Here is a 15,615-nt window from a genome sequence, read left to right as displayed (position 1 = left end):
AGTAAGGCTCCCGGTGTCAGGCGACGGACCGTGCGGCCGGATCGGCGCACAGATCAAGGATGGCTGGGGCCAGGCGGTGCAGCGGCAGTTGCCGCTCCACAGCGCCCAGTTCGAAGGCGGCCTTGGGCATGCCATAGACGACCGAGGTGGTTTCGTCCTGACCCAGGGTGCGGCCGCCCGCATCGCGGATGGCCTTCAGCCCCTTGGCGCCGTCCTTGCCCATGCCGGTCAGGATCACGCCGGTCATGGGCCGTTTCAGACGGACGACCGAATCGAACATCACGTCCACAGACGGACGGTGGCCGTTGACGGGTTCGCTGTTCACCAGGCGGCAGCGCGGCGACAGGCCCGGCGTCAGCTCCAGGTGCGCGGCGCCGCCGGGCGCCAGATAGATGTGGCCGGGCTTCAGCGGCGCGCCGTCCACGGCCTCGCTGACCGCCGGGGCGCAGACCCGGTCCAGGCGCGCCGCGAAGCTGGAGGTGAAGGTCGCCGGCATGTGCTGGGTGATGACCGTCGCCGGGCAGTTGGCGGGAAAGCCGCTCAAGACCGTCAGCAGGGCCTCGACCCCGCCGGTGGAGGAGCCGATGGCCAGGACGTGATTGGGCGCGGGGCGATAGGCGCTGGGGGCGGCGGCGGCGGCGGGCACGTCGCCGCGGGCGCGAACCCGCGACCGGGCCGCCGTCTTCACCTTGCCGATCAGTTCGTGGAAGGCCTCGGCGCTGGCCACGGCCGGCTTGGCGACCGCGTCCACCGCGCCGATCTCCAGCGCCGCCAGGGTCACGTCCGTGCCCGCTGCGGTCAGGGTCGAGACCATGACCACCGGCATGGGGCGCAGCCGCATGATCTTATCCAGGAACTCCAGCCCGTTCATATTGGGCATTTCGACGTCCAGGGTCAGGACGTCGGGATTCAGCTCCTTGATGGCCGTGCGGGCCTCCAGCGGATCGGCGGCGGTGCCGACGACTTCGATTTCGGGGTCCGACTTCAGGGCGGCCGAGATCAGGCCGCGCATGGTCAGGCTGTCGTCCACGACCAGGACTTTGACGCGATCGGCCATCAGGCGGCTCCCAGGCGGTAGGTGGTCAGGCCGGCGGTCTGCAGCTGGCGGCTCGCCGGGCCGGACACGCGCTCGGAATGACCGATGTAGAGGGTGGCGCCGGGGTTCATCAGCGGGGTGAACCGGCTCCAAATCCGCTCCTGCGTCGGATCGTCGAAATAGATGACCACGTTGCGGCAGAAGATCACGTCGAACCGGCCCTTCATCGGCCAGTCGCCGATCAGGTTCAGTTCGCGGAAGGTGACCAGCCGCTTCAGCTGCGGCCCCGCCACCCAGTTTCCACGGTCCGCGCGGTTGAAATATTTGCGCCACAGGGTCGCCGGCGCCGGCTCCAGCGCCTCTTCGGAATAGACCCCGTCATATCCTTGGGCCACCATATTGGGGTCGATGTCCGTCGCCAGGATGCGCACGTCCAGGTCGGCCGCTTCCGGCAGAACCGACAGCACCGTCAGGGCCATCGAATAGGGCTCCTGCCCGTTCGAACAGGCGGCCGACCACAGCCGGACCCGGCCCCCGGCGCGGGCGCGGGCGGCCAGATCGGGCATGACGCGGTCGCGCAGATCGTCGAAATGATGCGGCTCGCGATAGAAGCGGGTGACGTTGGTCGTCAGGGCCGCTGTCATCTTCTGACGCTCGTCCACGCCGTCGGCGCCCTCGACCAGGGCGCAATAGTCCCGGAAGCTGGTCAGGCCCAGGGTCCGCAGCCGTTTGGCCAGGCGCGAATAGACCAACGCGGCCTTGCCCTCGTTCAGGGCGATGCCGGCGTGGGCATGCAGCATCTGGGCGATCTGACGGAAGTCGTCGGCGGTGAAGACGAACTCGCCTTCGACGATCGACCCCCGTCCCGGGGCGGGGTTCATGCGGCTTCGGCCTCGACCTGGGGCAGGATGTGGTCCAGTTCGATCAGGCTGATCATCCGCCCGTCGATCGAGAAAATGCCTTTGACGAAGGTCTTGACCTGGTCGCTGGCGACGTCGGGCGTCGGCTGAACCGCGGCGTCGTTCATCTCCAGGATGTCGGACACGGCGTCGACCAGCAGCCCCACCATGCGGCCGCCGATATGGGCCACCATGATGACGTGGCGAGCGGTCGGCTCGGACGTCTCAAGCCCGAACCGGGCGCCCAGGTCGATGATCGGCAGGACGGTGCCGCGCAGATTGATCACCCCCTTCATATAGCCGGGCGAGCGCGGCAGGGGGGTTGCGGGCGTCCAGCCGCGGATTTCGCGCACCGACATGATGTCGACGCAGAATTCCTGCCGGCCGATGCGGAAGGCGATGAGTTCGCGCTGGGTGTCGTTGGCTTCTGTCATGGGTCAGCTCGCGAGCTTGAAGTCGGATCGGGGAGATTTGCGGCGCATGTCGGTGACGAGGACATCGACGTCGAGGATCAGGGCCACACGGCCGTCGCCCAGGATGGTGGCGGCGGCGACGCCCTCGACCTGGCGGTAGTTGGTCTCCAGGCTCTTGATCACCACCTGGCGCTGGCCCTGGATGGCGTCGAACAGCAGGGCCGCCTGCTGGCCGCCTTCGGTCTCGACCACCACGGCGACGCCTTCGGAAGGGACCATCGGCGTCTCGCGGAAGCCCATGGTCAGGGCCACGTCGATCAGCGGCAGGAAGCGATCGCGGAAGCGGATCACCGGATCGAGCCCGCCGACATAGTGCAGGTCGCTTTCCTGCGGCGTCAGGCTTTCGACGATGGCCGGCAGAGGGGCGATCAGGGTCTGGTCGGCGGCCGTCACCACCATGCCGTCCAGAACCGCCAGGGTCAGCGGCAGGCTGAGGGTGAAGGTCGAGCCCTTGCCGGGGACCGAACTGATCGAGATGCGGCCGCCCAGGGCCTGGATCGACCGCCTGACCACGTCCATCCCCACGCCCCGACCCGAGATGTCGGACACCACGGCGGCGGTGGAGAAGCCGGGCAGGAAGATCAGATTGTCGATCTGTTCGTCGGTCAGGGCGGCGTCGGCGGCGATCAGCCCCTTGTCCACCGCAATCTTCTTGACCCGTTCGCGATTGATGCCGCGGCCGTCGTCGGCGATTTCGATGACAATCCGGCCCGAGCGGTGCAGGGCCGCGAGGCGCACCGTACCCTCGGCCGGCTTGCCGGCGGCGATCCGCTCCTCCGGCGTCTCCAGCCCGTGGTCGATGGCGTTGCGCAGCATATGGGTGATCGGCTCGGCCAGGCGTTCGACCACGGTCTTGTCGACCTCGGTGTCTTCGCCGGAGGTGACCAGACGGACCTGTTTGGAGACCATGTCGGCGACTTCGCGGACCAGGCGCGGCATGCGCTGGAACACCGACTTCACCGGCTGGGCGCGGATGGCCATGACGCTGTCCTGGATCTCGCGCGTCAAAAGCTCCAGATCTTCCATCCCAAGCGCGATGCCCGAAGAGCGGGCCAGGCCGCTTTCCAGCACGCGCTGGGACAGCATGGCCTGCTGGATGACCAGTTCGCCGACGACGTTGATCAGGCGATCGACCCGATCCAGGTCGACGCGGATGGTGACCGGCGCCGGCGCCACGGGGGTGGCGACCTGGGCGGGGGGAATGGGGGCGGCGGCCGGGGCCGGTGCGGGCTCAGGCGCGGAGACCTGGGCGGCGACCGGCGCAGGCGCGGCCGGCTCGGGCGTGACCGACTGGGGCGCGACAGACTGGGGCGCGGGGGCCGGCGCCGGAGCGGCGGCGGGCGTTTCGGGCGCGGCGCCTGCAGCGGCCTTGGCCAGAAGGGCGGCGATGTCCAGTTCGTCGCTGGCGGGCAGGACGGCCGGCGGCTCTTCCTCGAAGACCAGGGCCGGGGCGCCGCCCAGCGGGGTGATGGTCAGGTCGCAGTCGGCCTCGACGAAGTCGAACACTTCCCGCACGGCCTTTTCGTCGACATCGGCGACCAGGTCGATCGTCCAGGTCAGATAGCCGTCCTCGGCGACCAGCACGTCCAGGGTCGGCAGGGCGGCCTCGTCCACAGAGACGGTGATGGGGCCCAGCCGGCCCACTTCGCGCAGCAGCAGACCCGCCTCATTGGCGCTGCCGTACATGCGGCCGTGCGGCTTGAAGACGATGCGCCAGCCGGGCTGGCCCGCGGGCGCCGCATCCGCAGCGGTAGCCTCGACCGCCAGCGCCGGGTCGTCCAGCGGCGCGTCGAAGGCCATGGGGGTGAAGCCGAAGTCGTCTTCCTCCTCCTCTTCGACGGCGGGCGGCGCCTCGCCGCCGTGGGTCAGAAGCTCCAGCTCCTGGACCAGGCCGGCCGAACGCTCTTCGTCCACCGGAGGAGCCAGGCCCTGGGCGGCCTGGATATGGTCGGCCAGCACGTCGGAGGCGCGCAGCAGGGTCTTGATCGTGACCGCGTCGCAGGGTTTGCGGCCGCCCCGCAGCTCGTCCATCAATGTCTCAAAGACGTGGGCGAACCGGACCAGAGCCTCCAGGCCGAACGCCCCCGCCCCGCCCTTGACCGAGTGAACGGCGCGGAAGACGGCGTTGATCGTCTCCAGGTCGGTCTGACCCTGCTCCAACAGCATCAGCTTCGATTCCAGTTCGGCGAGCAGTTCGTCGCACTCCTGGAAGAAGGTGGCTTTGATGGCTTCGAAGGCGTCCATGGCTGTTGGCCCGACCGATCTGGAAAAGTGTTAGGCCGCCACGCGGCGAACGGCGTCGACCAGTTTCACCGGGTCGAAGGGTTTGACGATCCAGCCGGTCGCGCCGGCGGCGCGGGCGCGGGCCTTCTTCTCGGCGTCGCTCTCGGTCGTCAGCACCAGCACCGGGGTGGTGCGGTGGTTCGGATCGGCGCGCACGCCTTCGATGACGCCGAAACCGTCCATGCGGGGCATGTTGATGTCGGTGATGATGACGTCGGCGCCCTGGGCGGCGAGCGTCTCCAGGCCGTCCACGCCGTCTACGGCTTGGATGACGACATAGCCGGCGTCTTCCAGGGCCATCAGCAGCATGTCCCGCATGGTGCGGGAATCGTCGATGGTCAGAACGGTCTTGCTCACGCGAGCGCTCCTTCAGTGAGGTCTGGTGCGTTGGTTTCGGACGCGCCGAAGGCGGCCCATTGTTCAGCGAAAGACGTCGATTGGGGCGTGATCATCAGATCGACCCCGTCGGCCGCCCAGGTCTTGCGGGCGGAGAGAAGGACTTGGAGACAAAGACCGCCCAGGCGTTCGACGCCGCTCGCATCCACCGTTACGGCCTGGCCGCGCTTGGCCAACAGTTCGGCCTTCAGCGGCTCGGCTGCGTTCATGTCCAGGACCGATGCGAGACTTATGACCTCAGCCATTGGTGTTTCCTTGTTTCAGCCCCGTCCGCTTCGTCTCACGCGGTTGGTAAATATCGCTTGAAGAACGGAGCATTTTAGAACTCTTCCCAGCCGTCTTCGGCGGGAGCGGCCTGTTGGGCGGGCGCGGCGCCGCCGCGGCCCAGGGTCTTGAGGGCCTGGACCATTCGATGGGCCGGCTTGGCCGGTGCGGAAGACGCAGGCGCGGGCGCAGGGGCGCGGGCGGGGGCGGCGGCGACCTGGGCCGCTGAGCCGACCTTGAACCGGGCCACCGAGGCCTGGAGCGACTGGGCCTCCTGGGCCAGAGAGTGGCTGGCGGCGGTCGATTGTTCGACCATGGCGGCGTTCTGTTGCGTGACCTGGTCCATCTGGTTGACGGCCGTATTGACCTCGGCCAGGCCGATGGCCTGTTCCTGGGCCGAGGCCGCGATTTCCGACACCAGTCCGTCGATCTCGGCGACCCGGTCCACGATCCGCTGCAGGGCCTCGCCGGTCTGGCCGACCAGTTTCACCCCCGAACCGACCTGGGTGCTGGAGGTCGAGATCAGGGTCTTGATCTCCTTGGCGGCTTCTGCCGACCGCTGGGCCAGGGCGCGGACCTCGGAGGCCACCACCGCAAAGCCGCGACCGGCCTCGCCCGCCCGGGCCGCCTCGACCCCGGCGTTCAGGGCCAGGAGGTTGGTCTGGAAGGCGATCTCGTCGATGACGCCGATGATCTGGCTGATCTGTTCGGAGGAGCCTTCGATGGCCTGCATGGCCTGGACCGCGTCGCGGACGATGACGCCCGAGGTCTCGGCGTCGCCCTTGGCGGCCTGGACCACGTCCGAGGCCTGGCGCGCGCCCGACGCCGTCTTGTTCACCGTGGCGGTGATCTCGTCCAGAGCCGCCGCCGTCTCCTCCAGCCCCGCAGCCTGCTGTTCGGTGCGCCGCGACAGGTCGTCGGCCGCCTGGCTGATCTCGCCGGCGCCGGAGCGGATGCCGGCGATATTGCCCACCACCACCGACAGGGCCTGCTGGAGCTGAGCGATGGCGGCGTTGAAGTCCGTCTTCAGCTGCGCCGCCTTGGGCGCGAATTCGGTCTCGATCCGATAGGTCAGGTCGCCGTCCGCCATGGCCGCCAGACCCCGGCCCAAGGCCTCGATCGTCACCCGGTCGGCTTCGGCCTCCGCTGCCTTCTCGGCCTCGCGGGCGGCCCGCTCCTGCTCGCTCATCGAGCGCTGCGAAAGCGCCTCCGCCGCCAGACGCGCCTTCTCAATGGCGGCGTCGCGGAAGGCGACGATGGCCTGAGCCATCTTGCCGAACTCATCCTTGCGGTCGGCGCCCTGGACCTGGATGGCGGTGTCGCCCGCCATCAGCTTCTGCATATAGCCGATCATGGTGAAGGTCGGCCGCACGATCGAACGGGTGGCGACCAGACCTGCAGCCAGGGCCATCAGCAGGGCGCAGACCATGCCCACGATCACGGCCATGAGGGCGGCCTGGGCCGCCTCGGCCTGAGCCTTGCGGGTCGCCTCGCGGGCGGCCTCGTTCTCAGCCCTCAGGACGTCGATCGCTTCTTCAACTGGAGCGATGAACTGGTCGGCGACGCCGGTTTGACCGACCATCCGGCTGGCCTCGGCGATCCGCCCCTCGGCGACCATCGCCTTACCGACCTGGACGATGTTGGCGTACCAGCCGTCAGCGGCCTTGATGGCCTCGTCGACGGGCGCGGCGCGATCGGCGGGCAGTTTTGCCCGCACCTCCTCCAGCGCTTCCTTGAACTTGGCGCGGTGCAGATCCAGCCGTTCGGCGTAATAGGGGTCCTGCGACAGCAGATAGCCGCGATAGGAGTTTTCCTGCTTGGACAGGCGGAACTCGGCGACGGCGAGCACTTGATTGATCTCACCTTCCAGATTGCGAGCGTGGTCGGCGCGCTGCAAGGCCAGAAGGTTCGTCACCACCACCACGCCCATGACGGCGATGGCGGCCAGGACCACGCCGAAAGCCACGGCGAGCTTCCGTCCGACGGACATGTTCTCAATAAAACGCAACCCAAACTCCTACGGTCTTCGTCGATCTGAGCGCGCCGCCACGGCCGAAACGGCCCTTTGCGGCGCGTCAGCCGCCCCTCTGCGATGAACCCGCATCTGTCCGACCAAGGATGGAAGGATGATTAATACGATTTCTGAACTGCGGCTTAGGTAGGAATGCGTAGCGAAGGTTGGCGCGGGCTGAGGGGCGGCGCCATCCGGCGCAGCGAAAGCGGCGGATCTCCTGAATCGCATCGGACGAAGTGCGCTCGATAGTCGCGAGGCGTGTGAAAAGACGACGATATCGCTTCCCAGCCACGCCCTTGTCGTTGTAGTAAATTCGTCAGAAAAGCGGCGACGGTGAAGTCCAGATGATTTCGCAACGGCGAGATCCAACATGACAGGGGCGCGGGCGGACGCCTTTACTGAGTTGTTGAAGCGGGTCATCGGAAAATCCGCGAACGCATCTCCGAAGAACGCCGTTCTGCTCGCATGCGTCTGCGTCTCGCTGGCGGTTACGACGAGCGTGGCTCTTCGCGACGTCGATCACGTGCACTACCTGCCGCTGTTCGGAGCCGTCATGGCGACCGCCCTGGTCGGCAGCCGCACCGCGACCCTCTTCGTCATCGGCGTCTCCATCGCCGCCGATCTGGCGATGAAGGGGCGAAGCGACCTCTTCGATGCGGCGGTCGGCGCCGGCCTCTTCATCGCCGTATCCCTGCTGTTGGCCGAAGTCGGTCATCGGCTGACCAGCCGGACCGCCCTGTTGCACAGCATACTGACCTCGGTGCCCGTGGTGACGCTGGACGACGAGGGGCGTATTCGCCGCATCACCGGCCCGGCGGCCGATCTGCTGGGCGTGGCGCCCGAGGATGCTCACGAACGCCCTTTCAGCCTGTTCGCGCCGGACTTCGGCGAGGACATCCTGGCGAGTTTCGTCAAGGACGCCCCCCTGGCCGCCCCGCCCTCCGGCTATTGGCTGGTGAGACGTCCCAACGGCGAGATCGTGCCGGTGATCATCCACGGCGGGCTGCTGGCGCACAGCATGGCCTCCGAGCGGGTGGTCCTGTCCCTGGCGGACCAGCGTCCGAGCCTGGCCGTCAACGATCGCATGCGCGACCTGATGGACCAGCTCAGCAAGAGTTGGCGGCTCAATTCCATGGGTGAGATGGCGGCTATCCTGGCGCATGAGCTGAACCAGCCCCTGACGGCCGCCACCGTCTATCTCCATGCGTGCCAAACCGACATCGCGCGCGCCGGGCCGATCGGCGACAGCGCGGGCCGCGCCCTCGACCTGGCCAAGACCCAGCTTCTGCGCGCGGGGGACATCATCCGGCGCATGCGCGAACTGATCGCGACCGGGGCGTCCCAGCTGACGGAAGAGCGGGTCTCCTCCATGGTGGACGACCTGCGCCCCCTCTTCGATTTGATCCGGCAGGAAACCGGTATCGCCGTCCGCATCGACGTCGATACGACCGGGGATCGGGTCTTGGCCGACCGAATCCAGTTTCAGCAGGCCATCACCAATCTGGTGCGCAACGCCGTCGACGCCGTCGGCGACCATCCCGGTGCGGTCGTATCGCTCACGGGCCGCAGCCTGGCCGATGAGGGCTATGAGATCCGGATCGAGGACAACGGCCCCGGCATCGCCGAGGATCAGATGGACCGGATCTTCCAACCGATGATGACCACCAAGGCCGGCGGCATGGGCCTGGGCCTGTCCGTCACCCGCTCCATCATAGAGAGCCACGACGCCGCCCTGGCCGTAGGCCGCAGCGCCCTGGGCGGCGCCGCCTTCTCCTTTCGCCTCACGCCTGTCACGGAGCTCGAAGCCGCATGACCGACCATTCCGTCTTCGTCATCGACGACGATCAAGCCATGCGCGATTCCTTGCTCATGCTCCTGCGGGGCGAGGGCATCCGCGCGCGGGGTTTCGCCAGCGCGATGCAGTTTCTGGAACAGCTGCCGGACGACAAGTCCGCCTGCGTCATCACCGACCTGCGGATGCCCCAGATTGAAGGCTCCGAACTGATCCAGCGGCTCAAGGCGCTGAAGGGCGAGGCCTGGCCTGTGATCGTCATCACCGGCCACGCGGACGTGCCCCTGGCCGTCCAGCTGATGAAGGCCGGGGTCGTGGACTTCATCGAAAAACCCTTCGATCCCAACCGCATCCTGGAGGCGGTGCGCGGCTGTCTGTCGGCCTTGGCGCGCCAGGGCGTCGAGAGCGAGGCGCGCGAACAGACCGCCGCCCGGCTGGCCAGCCTGACGCCGCGCGAGCGCCAGGTGTTCGACGCCCTGATCGACGGCAAGTCGAACAAGGAGATCGCCCTGGCCCTGGACATCAGCCCCCGCACGGTCGAGATCTTCCGCGCCAAGGTGATGCAGAAGATGCAGGCCCAGAGCCTGTCCATGCTGGTGCGGCTGGGGCTCAGCGTGGCCGACGCCTGACGCCCGCCGCCTCTGGGCTCAAAAGACTCACTTGAGCCCGGGCGCGATCGTCGCCACCTTGTCCTGTCATGAGCGACCGGTCCGCAGGCCTGCCCCCATCGCGCGTCACTGCGGTCCTGGGGCCCACCAATACCGGCAAGACCCATCTGGCGGTCGAGCGGATGCTGGGTCACGCCTCAGGCATGATCGGCCTGCCCCTGCGGCTCCTGGCGCGCGAAATCTATGAGCGGATCGTCAAACAGCGCGGGGCCGCCGCCGTCGCCCTGATCACGGGCGAGGAGAAGATCGTCCCGGTCCGCCCCCTCTATTTCGTCTGCACGGTCGAGGCCATGCCGTTGGAGCGGTCGGTCGAGTTTCTGGCCATCGACGAAATCCAGCTGGTCGCCGATCCCGAACGCGGCCACGTCTTCACCCAGCGGCTGCTGCATGCGCGCGGGCGTTTCGAGACCATGTTCCTGGGCGCCGGGACCATGGAGCCCCTGATCCGCCGCCTGATCCCGGATGTGGAGATCGTGACCCGGGATCGGCTGTCCACCCTGTCCTACGCCGGCTCCAAGAAGCTGACCCGCCTGCCCCGACGCAGCGCGATCGTCGCCTTCTCGACCGAGCGGGTCTATGCGATCGCCGAACTGATCCGGCGTCAGAGGGGCGGCGCCGCCGTGGTCATGGGCTCGCTCAGCCCGCGCACCCGCAACGCCCAGGTGGCCCTCTACCAGTCGGGCGAGGTCGACTTCCTGGTCGCCACCGACGCCATAGGCATGGGGCTGAACATGGACGTCGACCATGTCGCCTTTGCGGGCCTGAGAAAGTTCGACGGCCGCCGCACCCGCTGGCTCCATGCGCACGAGATCGGCCAGATCGCCGGGCGGGCCGGCCGCCACCTGCGCGACGGAACCTTCGGCGTCACGGCCGAGGCCGAGGATCTGGACGTGGATCTGGTCGAACAGGTGGTCGAGCATCGGTTCGATCCGATCGAGGCGGCCGAATGGCGCAACGCCCGGCTGGACTTCGACACCCTGCCCGACCTTCTGCGGTCCCTGACGGTGACGCCGGGCCGCGCGGGGCTCAGCCTGACGGCCGAGGCCCTGGACGAGACCCTGCTGCGCCGCCTGATCAAGGATGAGGAGGTCGCCCGTATCGGCCGCTCGCGCGGGGCGGTGATGCGGCTGTGGGAAGCCTGCCAGCTGCCGGACTTTCAGAAGACCACGCTGGATGAACACGCCCGCCTGGCCAAGGACGTGTTCCAGGCCCTGACCGGCAAGCGGGGGCGGTTGACCGACGACTGGATGGCGCCGCGCTTCGCCTTCGTGGACCGCGACGACGGCCAGATCGACCAGCTGTCCGCCCGGCTGTCGGCGGTGCGCACCCTGTCCTATATCGCCAACCGCCCCGACTGGGTCCATGACGCCCAAGGCTGGCGCGACAGGACCCGCGCCCTGGAGGACCGGTTGTCGGACGTGCTGCACGAACGGCTGACGGCCCGCTTCGTCGATCGACGCACCACGGCCCTGATGCGGGCGCTGAACGTCCGGGAGGATGCGTTTGCGGGCGTCGCCGAGGACGGCGAGGTGACGGTGGAGGGCCAGGTGGTGGGTCAGCTCGAGGGCGTCCGCTTCCAGATGGAAAAGGGCGCCTCGGCCCTGGAGGACCGCACCCTGCGCCAGGCGGCGGTGCGGGCCGTGACGCCCGAGATCAATCGCCGTCTGGGGCAGTTGGCGGCCGAGGCCGACGAGGGTTTCGCCGTCACGCCGGACGGGGCGGTGCTGTGGCGCGGGGTGCTGACCGCCCAGATTCAGGCGACGCCGACCGGGGCCGACCCCTTTTCGCCGTCGGTGCGTCTGTTGGGCGACCTGGGGGCGACGCCGGCCCGCGAGCGCGCCCGCCGACGGATCGAGGCCTGGTTGGCGTCCGAGGCGGGTCGGGCGCTGCGCGATCTGCGGCGGCTGAAACAGGCGGTCGAATCCGGCGCGCTGAAGGGCCTGCCGCGCGGCCTCGCCTTCCGCCTGATCGAGGCCGGCGGGCTGATCGACCGGCGCGACGTGGATCGGGATCTGGCGGCGCTGAGCCAGGTGGAGCGCCGCACCCTGAAAGCTTCGCCATCCGCGTCGGCGTCCATTCGGTCTGGCTGCCGGGCCTGCAAAAGCCACGCGCCCGCCATTTCGCCCAGGCCTTCGTCACGGCCCCGCTGATCCCCGCCAGCCCCGACCTGATCCCCGCCCCGGTCGAGCCGCCCTCGCCCCGCCTCTTGTCGGCCTCGGGTCTGCGCCACGCCGGTCGGTGGCTGGCGCCGGTGGAGGCTCTGGAGAAGATGGCGGAGCTGCGCGCCGCCAATCACGGCCGACTGTCGGACGAGGCCCTGACCGATCTGGGGTGGAGCGCCGATCAGGCGAAACAGCTCATCGCCGCCCTGAAAACCGAACGCGCGCGCCGGCCCGACAAGCCGGGCGCCGCGCCTAAGATCGTCAAGGATTCCCCCTTCGCCGCCCTGGCCGCCCTGACCGAGGCGCCGACGGCCAGACCCAAGCGGCGGCGTCCGCGCCGAAAGGCCGCCTCTTGAGGCCCTGTCCTTTCGTCATCCTCCGGCGAAGCGAAGCGGAGACCGGGGGACCCAGCGGCGCGCGCGAGCGCGAACCTGTCGCGGACAAGGCGCTGTGGACATTATGCGGCGGACACATCGCCTTCGGCGCCGCTGGGTCCCCCGGTCTGCGCCGCAAGCGGCTTGCCGGAGGATGACGAAAGGGATGAAGACCGACGCCTGTCGTATCGACGTCTGGCTGTGGCGGGCGCGCTTCGTGAAGACGCGGGGCTTGGCCGCCGCCCTCGTGGAGCGGGGCGCGGTGCGGCTGACCCATCAGGGGCGCGAGACCCGGCTGGACAAGCCCAGCCGCTGCGTCCACCCCGGCGACCTACTGACCTTCGTCCAGAACGGCGAGGTCACGACCCTGAGGATCGAGGCCCTGGGCGAGCGGCGCGGACCCGCCGAAGAGGCCCGCGCCCTTTACAACCGCCTTACGACTTGATCACGAACTCGCCTTCGATGTGCAGCTTCACCTCGTCGGAGACGGCCGGCAGGGCGTAGTTGATGCCGAAGTCCGAGCGTTTGATGGTGGCCTCGCCGTCGAAGCCGGCCTTATAGGCGCCCATGACGGATCCGGCCGCATTGAACTCAACCTCGATCGTCACCGGCTTGGTCACGCCGCGCAGGGTCAGGTCGCCGACCACCGTCGCCTCATTCGGATCGGACGGGTCGACCGTCACCGAGCGCGAGACGAAGGTCGCCGTCGGATGGTTGGCGGTGTCGAAGAAGTCGGCCGTTTGAAGATGGGCCTTCAGCCGGTCGTCATTGGGCGCCACGTCGGTCAGCGGGACGGTGGCGGTCAGGGTCGAGGCGGAGGGGTTGGCTGGGTCCAGCTTCAACTCGGCCTTCACGTTCACGAACTGACCCGTATAGGTCGACAGGCCGAAGTGGCTGACCGACCAGGTGATCTTGCCGTGGCTGGACTCCAGCGCATAGTCGCCGGCGCGAACCTCGGCCGGGTTCTGGGTCAAGGCGGCCTGGGCCACGACGGCGCCACCGGCGGCGAGGCTGAGGGCCAGGGCGCCGGCCACGGCGTATTTGGCGAAGGCGTATTTCATCAGGGGAGCGCGCATGGTCATGTTCCGGTAGGGGTTGATATGTAATCTACACAGTTGCGATTAAGCCCGGCCTGTGTCAAGCGGTCGAGCCAGGCCCGCGAACGCCTCTCACCTTAAGCCCTGCTGTTGACAGTTGGTTGCGCGGCCGCCATGTCGCAGACCTCCCGCTCGCAATCGTGATCTCTTCGCCGCCCAATGACCTACATCGTCACCGACGCCTGTGTGAAATGTAAGTTCATGGACTGCGTCGAGGTCTGTCCCGTGGACTGCTTCTACGAGGGCGAGAACTTCCTGGTCATCGCCCCGGACGAATGCATCGACTGCGGCGTCTGCGAGCCGGAATGCCCCGTCGACGCCATCGTGCCGGACACCGAGGATGAGCCGGACGGCAAATGGCTTCAGGTCAACGCCGAATACGCCAAGGTCTGGCCCAACATCACCGTCAAGGGCACGCCCCCCGCCGACCGCGAACAGTATGAGCGCGAGACCGGCAAGTTCGAGAAATACTTCAGCCCCAAGCCGGGCAAGGGCTCCTGAGCCGGGGCGGCCGACGCAGGGCCGCGCGTTCAAACCTTCGCGACATTCCGCGTCGGCTGTGTGGACGTTTTGAAATTCCGCAAATTTGTGATAGGTTCTGTTTCATTGGATCGGGCGGTCCGCGAAACCTTCGCGCCGCCCGTGTTTGCGACAGAATCCCGCCCATAGACGGGATCGGCCAGAGGTTTGGTGATCCGTTTCCGCATCTGACGTCCGCATTTCATCGACCGACGGAAGCTTCCGGCGGCGAGACTGCATTGCGTTTGATGCGCCTTCGCTTCGCCCGGCCCTGACCGGGAAAGGACGAATATGACGAGCAAGACTGGTCTGGAGTTCAAGGTTGGCGACGCGGTCGTCTATCCGGCGCACGGCGTCGGCAAGGTGGCGGCCATCGAGACGCAGGAAGTCGCGGGCATGTCGCTGGAAGTCTATGTCGTGACCTTCGACCACGAGAAGATGACCCTGCGCGTCCCGACCAAGAAGGCGGCCACCGCCGGCCTGCGTTCGCTGGCCGCCGACGACGTCGTGACCAAGGCCCTGACCACCCTGAAGGGCCGCGCCCGCATCAAGCGCACCATGTGGTCGCGCCGCGCCCAGGAATACGAGGCCAAGATCAACTCGGGCGACCTGATCTCCATCGCCGAGGTGGTCCGCGACCTGCACCGCGCCGACACCCAGCCGGAACAGTCCTATTCCGAGCGCCAGCTCTATGAATCGGCTCTGGACCGGATGGCGCGCGAAGTCGCCGCCGCCAACAAGATCGACAAGGACGCCGCCGTCGAGCTGCTGGCCAAGTCGCTCAGCGCCAAAAAGCCGGTCCCGACCGCCGAAGCCGCCTAAGCGTCCGTATCGGAACGACGAAAAGGCCCCGGAGCGATCCGGGGCCTTTTTGCTTTGACCGTTTGGCCGTCAGATCTGGGCCAGACCGCCGTCGACGAACAGCTCCACACCATTGACATAGGCGGCGGCGTCCGAGGCGAGGAAGGCGACGACGCCGGCGATGTCCTGCGGCTCGCCGATCCGGCCGGCGGGCGCGGCTTCGGCCGCCCAGGCCTCAAAGGCGTCGATGGAACCATCCGCCTGACCTCGCAGCCTCTGCACCAGGCGCGTGCGGACCGGGCCGGGACTGAGGGTGTTCACCCGAATCCGCCGCGCCCGCAGATCGTTGGCCCAGGACCGCGCGAAAGACCGCACCGCCGCCTTGGAGGCGTTGTAGACTGACAGATCGGCCATGCCCTTGATGCTGACGATCGAGCCGATCAGGATGACTGAGGCGCCGTCCGCCAGCAGGGGCGCCAGGGTCTGAACCGTGAAGAAGACCCCTCGAACATTGAGGTCGAAGGTCCGGTCGAAGGCGGCGACGTCCGTCTGGCCGAAGACCGTCGTCTCGGCCGTGCCGGCGTTGGCGACCAGAACGTCCAGCTTGACGCCCTCGGCCTTCAACCGGTCGAACAGCGCCTGAATGGCCTCCGGGTCGGACACGTCCGCCGCAACGGCCTTCAGCCGGGAATCCTGCCCGGCCGCCGCCTCCAGCCGATCCCGCGACCGGCCGGTCACGAAGACTGTGTAGCCCTGATCCGCCAGGGCGCTCGCCGACGCCAGGCCGATGCCGGCTGTGCCGCCCGTCACCAAGGCCGCTCGTGTCACGTTGCTCAT

At 68.1% G+C, this 15,615-nt stretch carries 14 protein-coding genes and 1 pseudogene; 6 read left to right on the top strand and 9 right to left on the bottom strand.

The annotated features are described in order from the left end of the window. Positions 1-16 precede the first annotated feature (16 nt). The 7 genes from JMT67_RS13490 to JMT67_RS13460 all read right to left on the bottom strand — a co-directional run bounded on the left by JMT67_RS13490 (position 17) and on the right by JMT67_RS13460 (position 7,341). Complete coding sequence (locus JMT67_RS13490; protein WP_182715089.1) at positions 17-1,057, bottom strand: protein-glutamate methylesterase/protein-glutamine glutaminase; 1,041 nt, start codon at positions 1,055-1,057, stop codon at positions 17-19. Further along, positions 1,057-1,917, bottom strand: coding sequence for a CheR family methyltransferase (locus tag JMT67_RS13485; RefSeq protein WP_054764759.1), 861 nt, complete (start codon positions 1,915-1,917; stop codon positions 1,057-1,059). The genes JMT67_RS13490 and JMT67_RS13485 overlap by 1 nt, the downstream gene beginning before the upstream one ends. Next, positions 1,914-2,369 (bottom strand): chemotaxis protein CheW, encoded by a 456-nt coding sequence (locus tag JMT67_RS13480; RefSeq protein WP_054764758.1) that lies wholly within the window; start codon positions 2,367-2,369, stop codon positions 1,914-1,916. Before JMT67_RS13480 ends, JMT67_RS13485 begins: the two co-directional genes overlap by 4 nt. A gap of 3 nt (positions 2,370-2,372) precedes the next feature. Beyond that, positions 2,373-4,652 carry a chemotaxis protein CheA gene (locus JMT67_RS13475; protein ID WP_201463743.1) on the bottom strand — a complete coding sequence of 760 codons (2,280 nt, stop codon included), beginning with the start codon at positions 4,650-4,652 and terminating at the stop codon, positions 2,373-2,375. A gap of 30 nt (positions 4,653-4,682) precedes the next feature. Then, positions 4,683-5,048: a response regulator gene (locus JMT67_RS13470; RefSeq protein ID WP_054764756.1), complete on the bottom strand. Its 366-nt coding sequence runs from the start codon at positions 5,046-5,048 to the stop codon at positions 4,683-4,685. Continuing rightward, on the bottom strand, positions 5,045-5,332 hold the full coding sequence (locus tag JMT67_RS13465) for an STAS domain-containing protein (protein ID WP_054764755.1): 288 nt from the start codon (positions 5,330-5,332) through the stop codon (positions 5,045-5,047). The genes JMT67_RS13470 and JMT67_RS13465 overlap by 4 nt, the downstream gene beginning before the upstream one ends. 74 nt (positions 5,333-5,406) lie before the next feature. Further along, a complete protein-coding gene (locus JMT67_RS13460) occupies positions 5,407-7,341 on the bottom strand; it encodes a methyl-accepting chemotaxis protein (RefSeq protein WP_201464055.1) in 1,935 nt (644 codons plus the stop codon). Positions 7,342-7,864: 523 nt separating this feature from the next. On the opposite strand from JMT67_RS13460, the gene JMT67_RS13455 reads away from it, so the two are divergent. The 4 genes and pseudogenes from JMT67_RS13455 (at position 7,865) to JMT67_RS13440 (ending at position 12,806) form a co-directional block, all read left to right on the top strand. Then, the gene (locus JMT67_RS13455; protein ID WP_227976046.1) at positions 7,865-9,178 is read left to right on the top strand and encodes a sensor histidine kinase; all 1,314 of its coding nucleotides are present in this window, start codon (positions 7,865-7,867) and stop codon (positions 9,176-9,178) included. Continuing rightward, on the top strand, positions 9,175-9,786 hold the full coding sequence (gene fixJ, locus JMT67_RS13450) for a response regulator FixJ (protein ID WP_054764753.1): 612 nt from the start codon (positions 9,175-9,177) through the stop codon (positions 9,784-9,786). Before JMT67_RS13455 ends, fixJ begins: the two co-directional genes overlap by 4 nt. Before the next feature lie 68 nt (positions 9,787-9,854). Then, a pseudogene (locus JMT67_RS13445) lies at positions 9,855-12,343 on the top strand (helicase-related protein). A 184-nt stretch (positions 12,344-12,527) separates the two neighbouring features. After that, entirely contained in the window at positions 12,528-12,806 is a 279-nt protein-coding gene (locus JMT67_RS13440) for an RNA-binding S4 domain-containing protein (RefSeq protein ID WP_152949520.1), read from the top strand. On the opposite strand, the gene JMT67_RS13435 is transcribed toward JMT67_RS13440, so the two are convergent. Continuing rightward, the gene (locus JMT67_RS13435; RefSeq protein WP_224764380.1) at positions 12,796-13,437 is read right to left on the bottom strand and encodes a YceI family protein; all 642 of its coding nucleotides are present in this window, start codon (positions 13,435-13,437) and stop codon (positions 12,796-12,798) included. The two genes, JMT67_RS13440 and JMT67_RS13435, sit on opposite strands and share 11 nt — an antisense overlap. 180 nt (positions 13,438-13,617) lie before the next feature. Here JMT67_RS13435 and fdxA point away from each other — a divergent pair, with 180 nt between their 5' ends. After that, positions 13,618-13,959 carry a ferredoxin FdxA gene (fdxA, locus tag JMT67_RS13430; RefSeq protein ID WP_054764750.1) on the top strand — a complete coding sequence of 114 codons (342 nt, stop codon included), beginning with the start codon at positions 13,618-13,620 and terminating at the stop codon, positions 13,957-13,959. Between the two features lie 309 nt (positions 13,960-14,268). After that, the gene (locus JMT67_RS13425; protein WP_054764749.1) at positions 14,269-14,799 is read left to right on the top strand and encodes a CarD family transcriptional regulator; all 531 of its coding nucleotides are present in this window, start codon (positions 14,269-14,271) and stop codon (positions 14,797-14,799) included. Positions 14,800-14,868: 69 nt separating this feature from the next. On the opposite strand, the gene JMT67_RS13420 is transcribed toward JMT67_RS13425, so the two are convergent. Next, entirely contained in the window at positions 14,869-15,615 is a 747-nt protein-coding gene (locus JMT67_RS13420; protein ID WP_201463741.1) for an SDR family NAD(P)-dependent oxidoreductase, read from the bottom strand.

The organism is Brevundimonas aurantiaca (genome assembly GCF_904830995.1).
Taxonomy (GTDB): Bacteria; Pseudomonadota; Alphaproteobacteria; order Caulobacterales; family Caulobacteraceae; genus Brevundimonas; species Brevundimonas aurantiaca.
The sequence above is the reverse complement of the archived record's forward strand: the minus strand, read 5'-3'. Positions and strand labels throughout refer to the sequence as shown.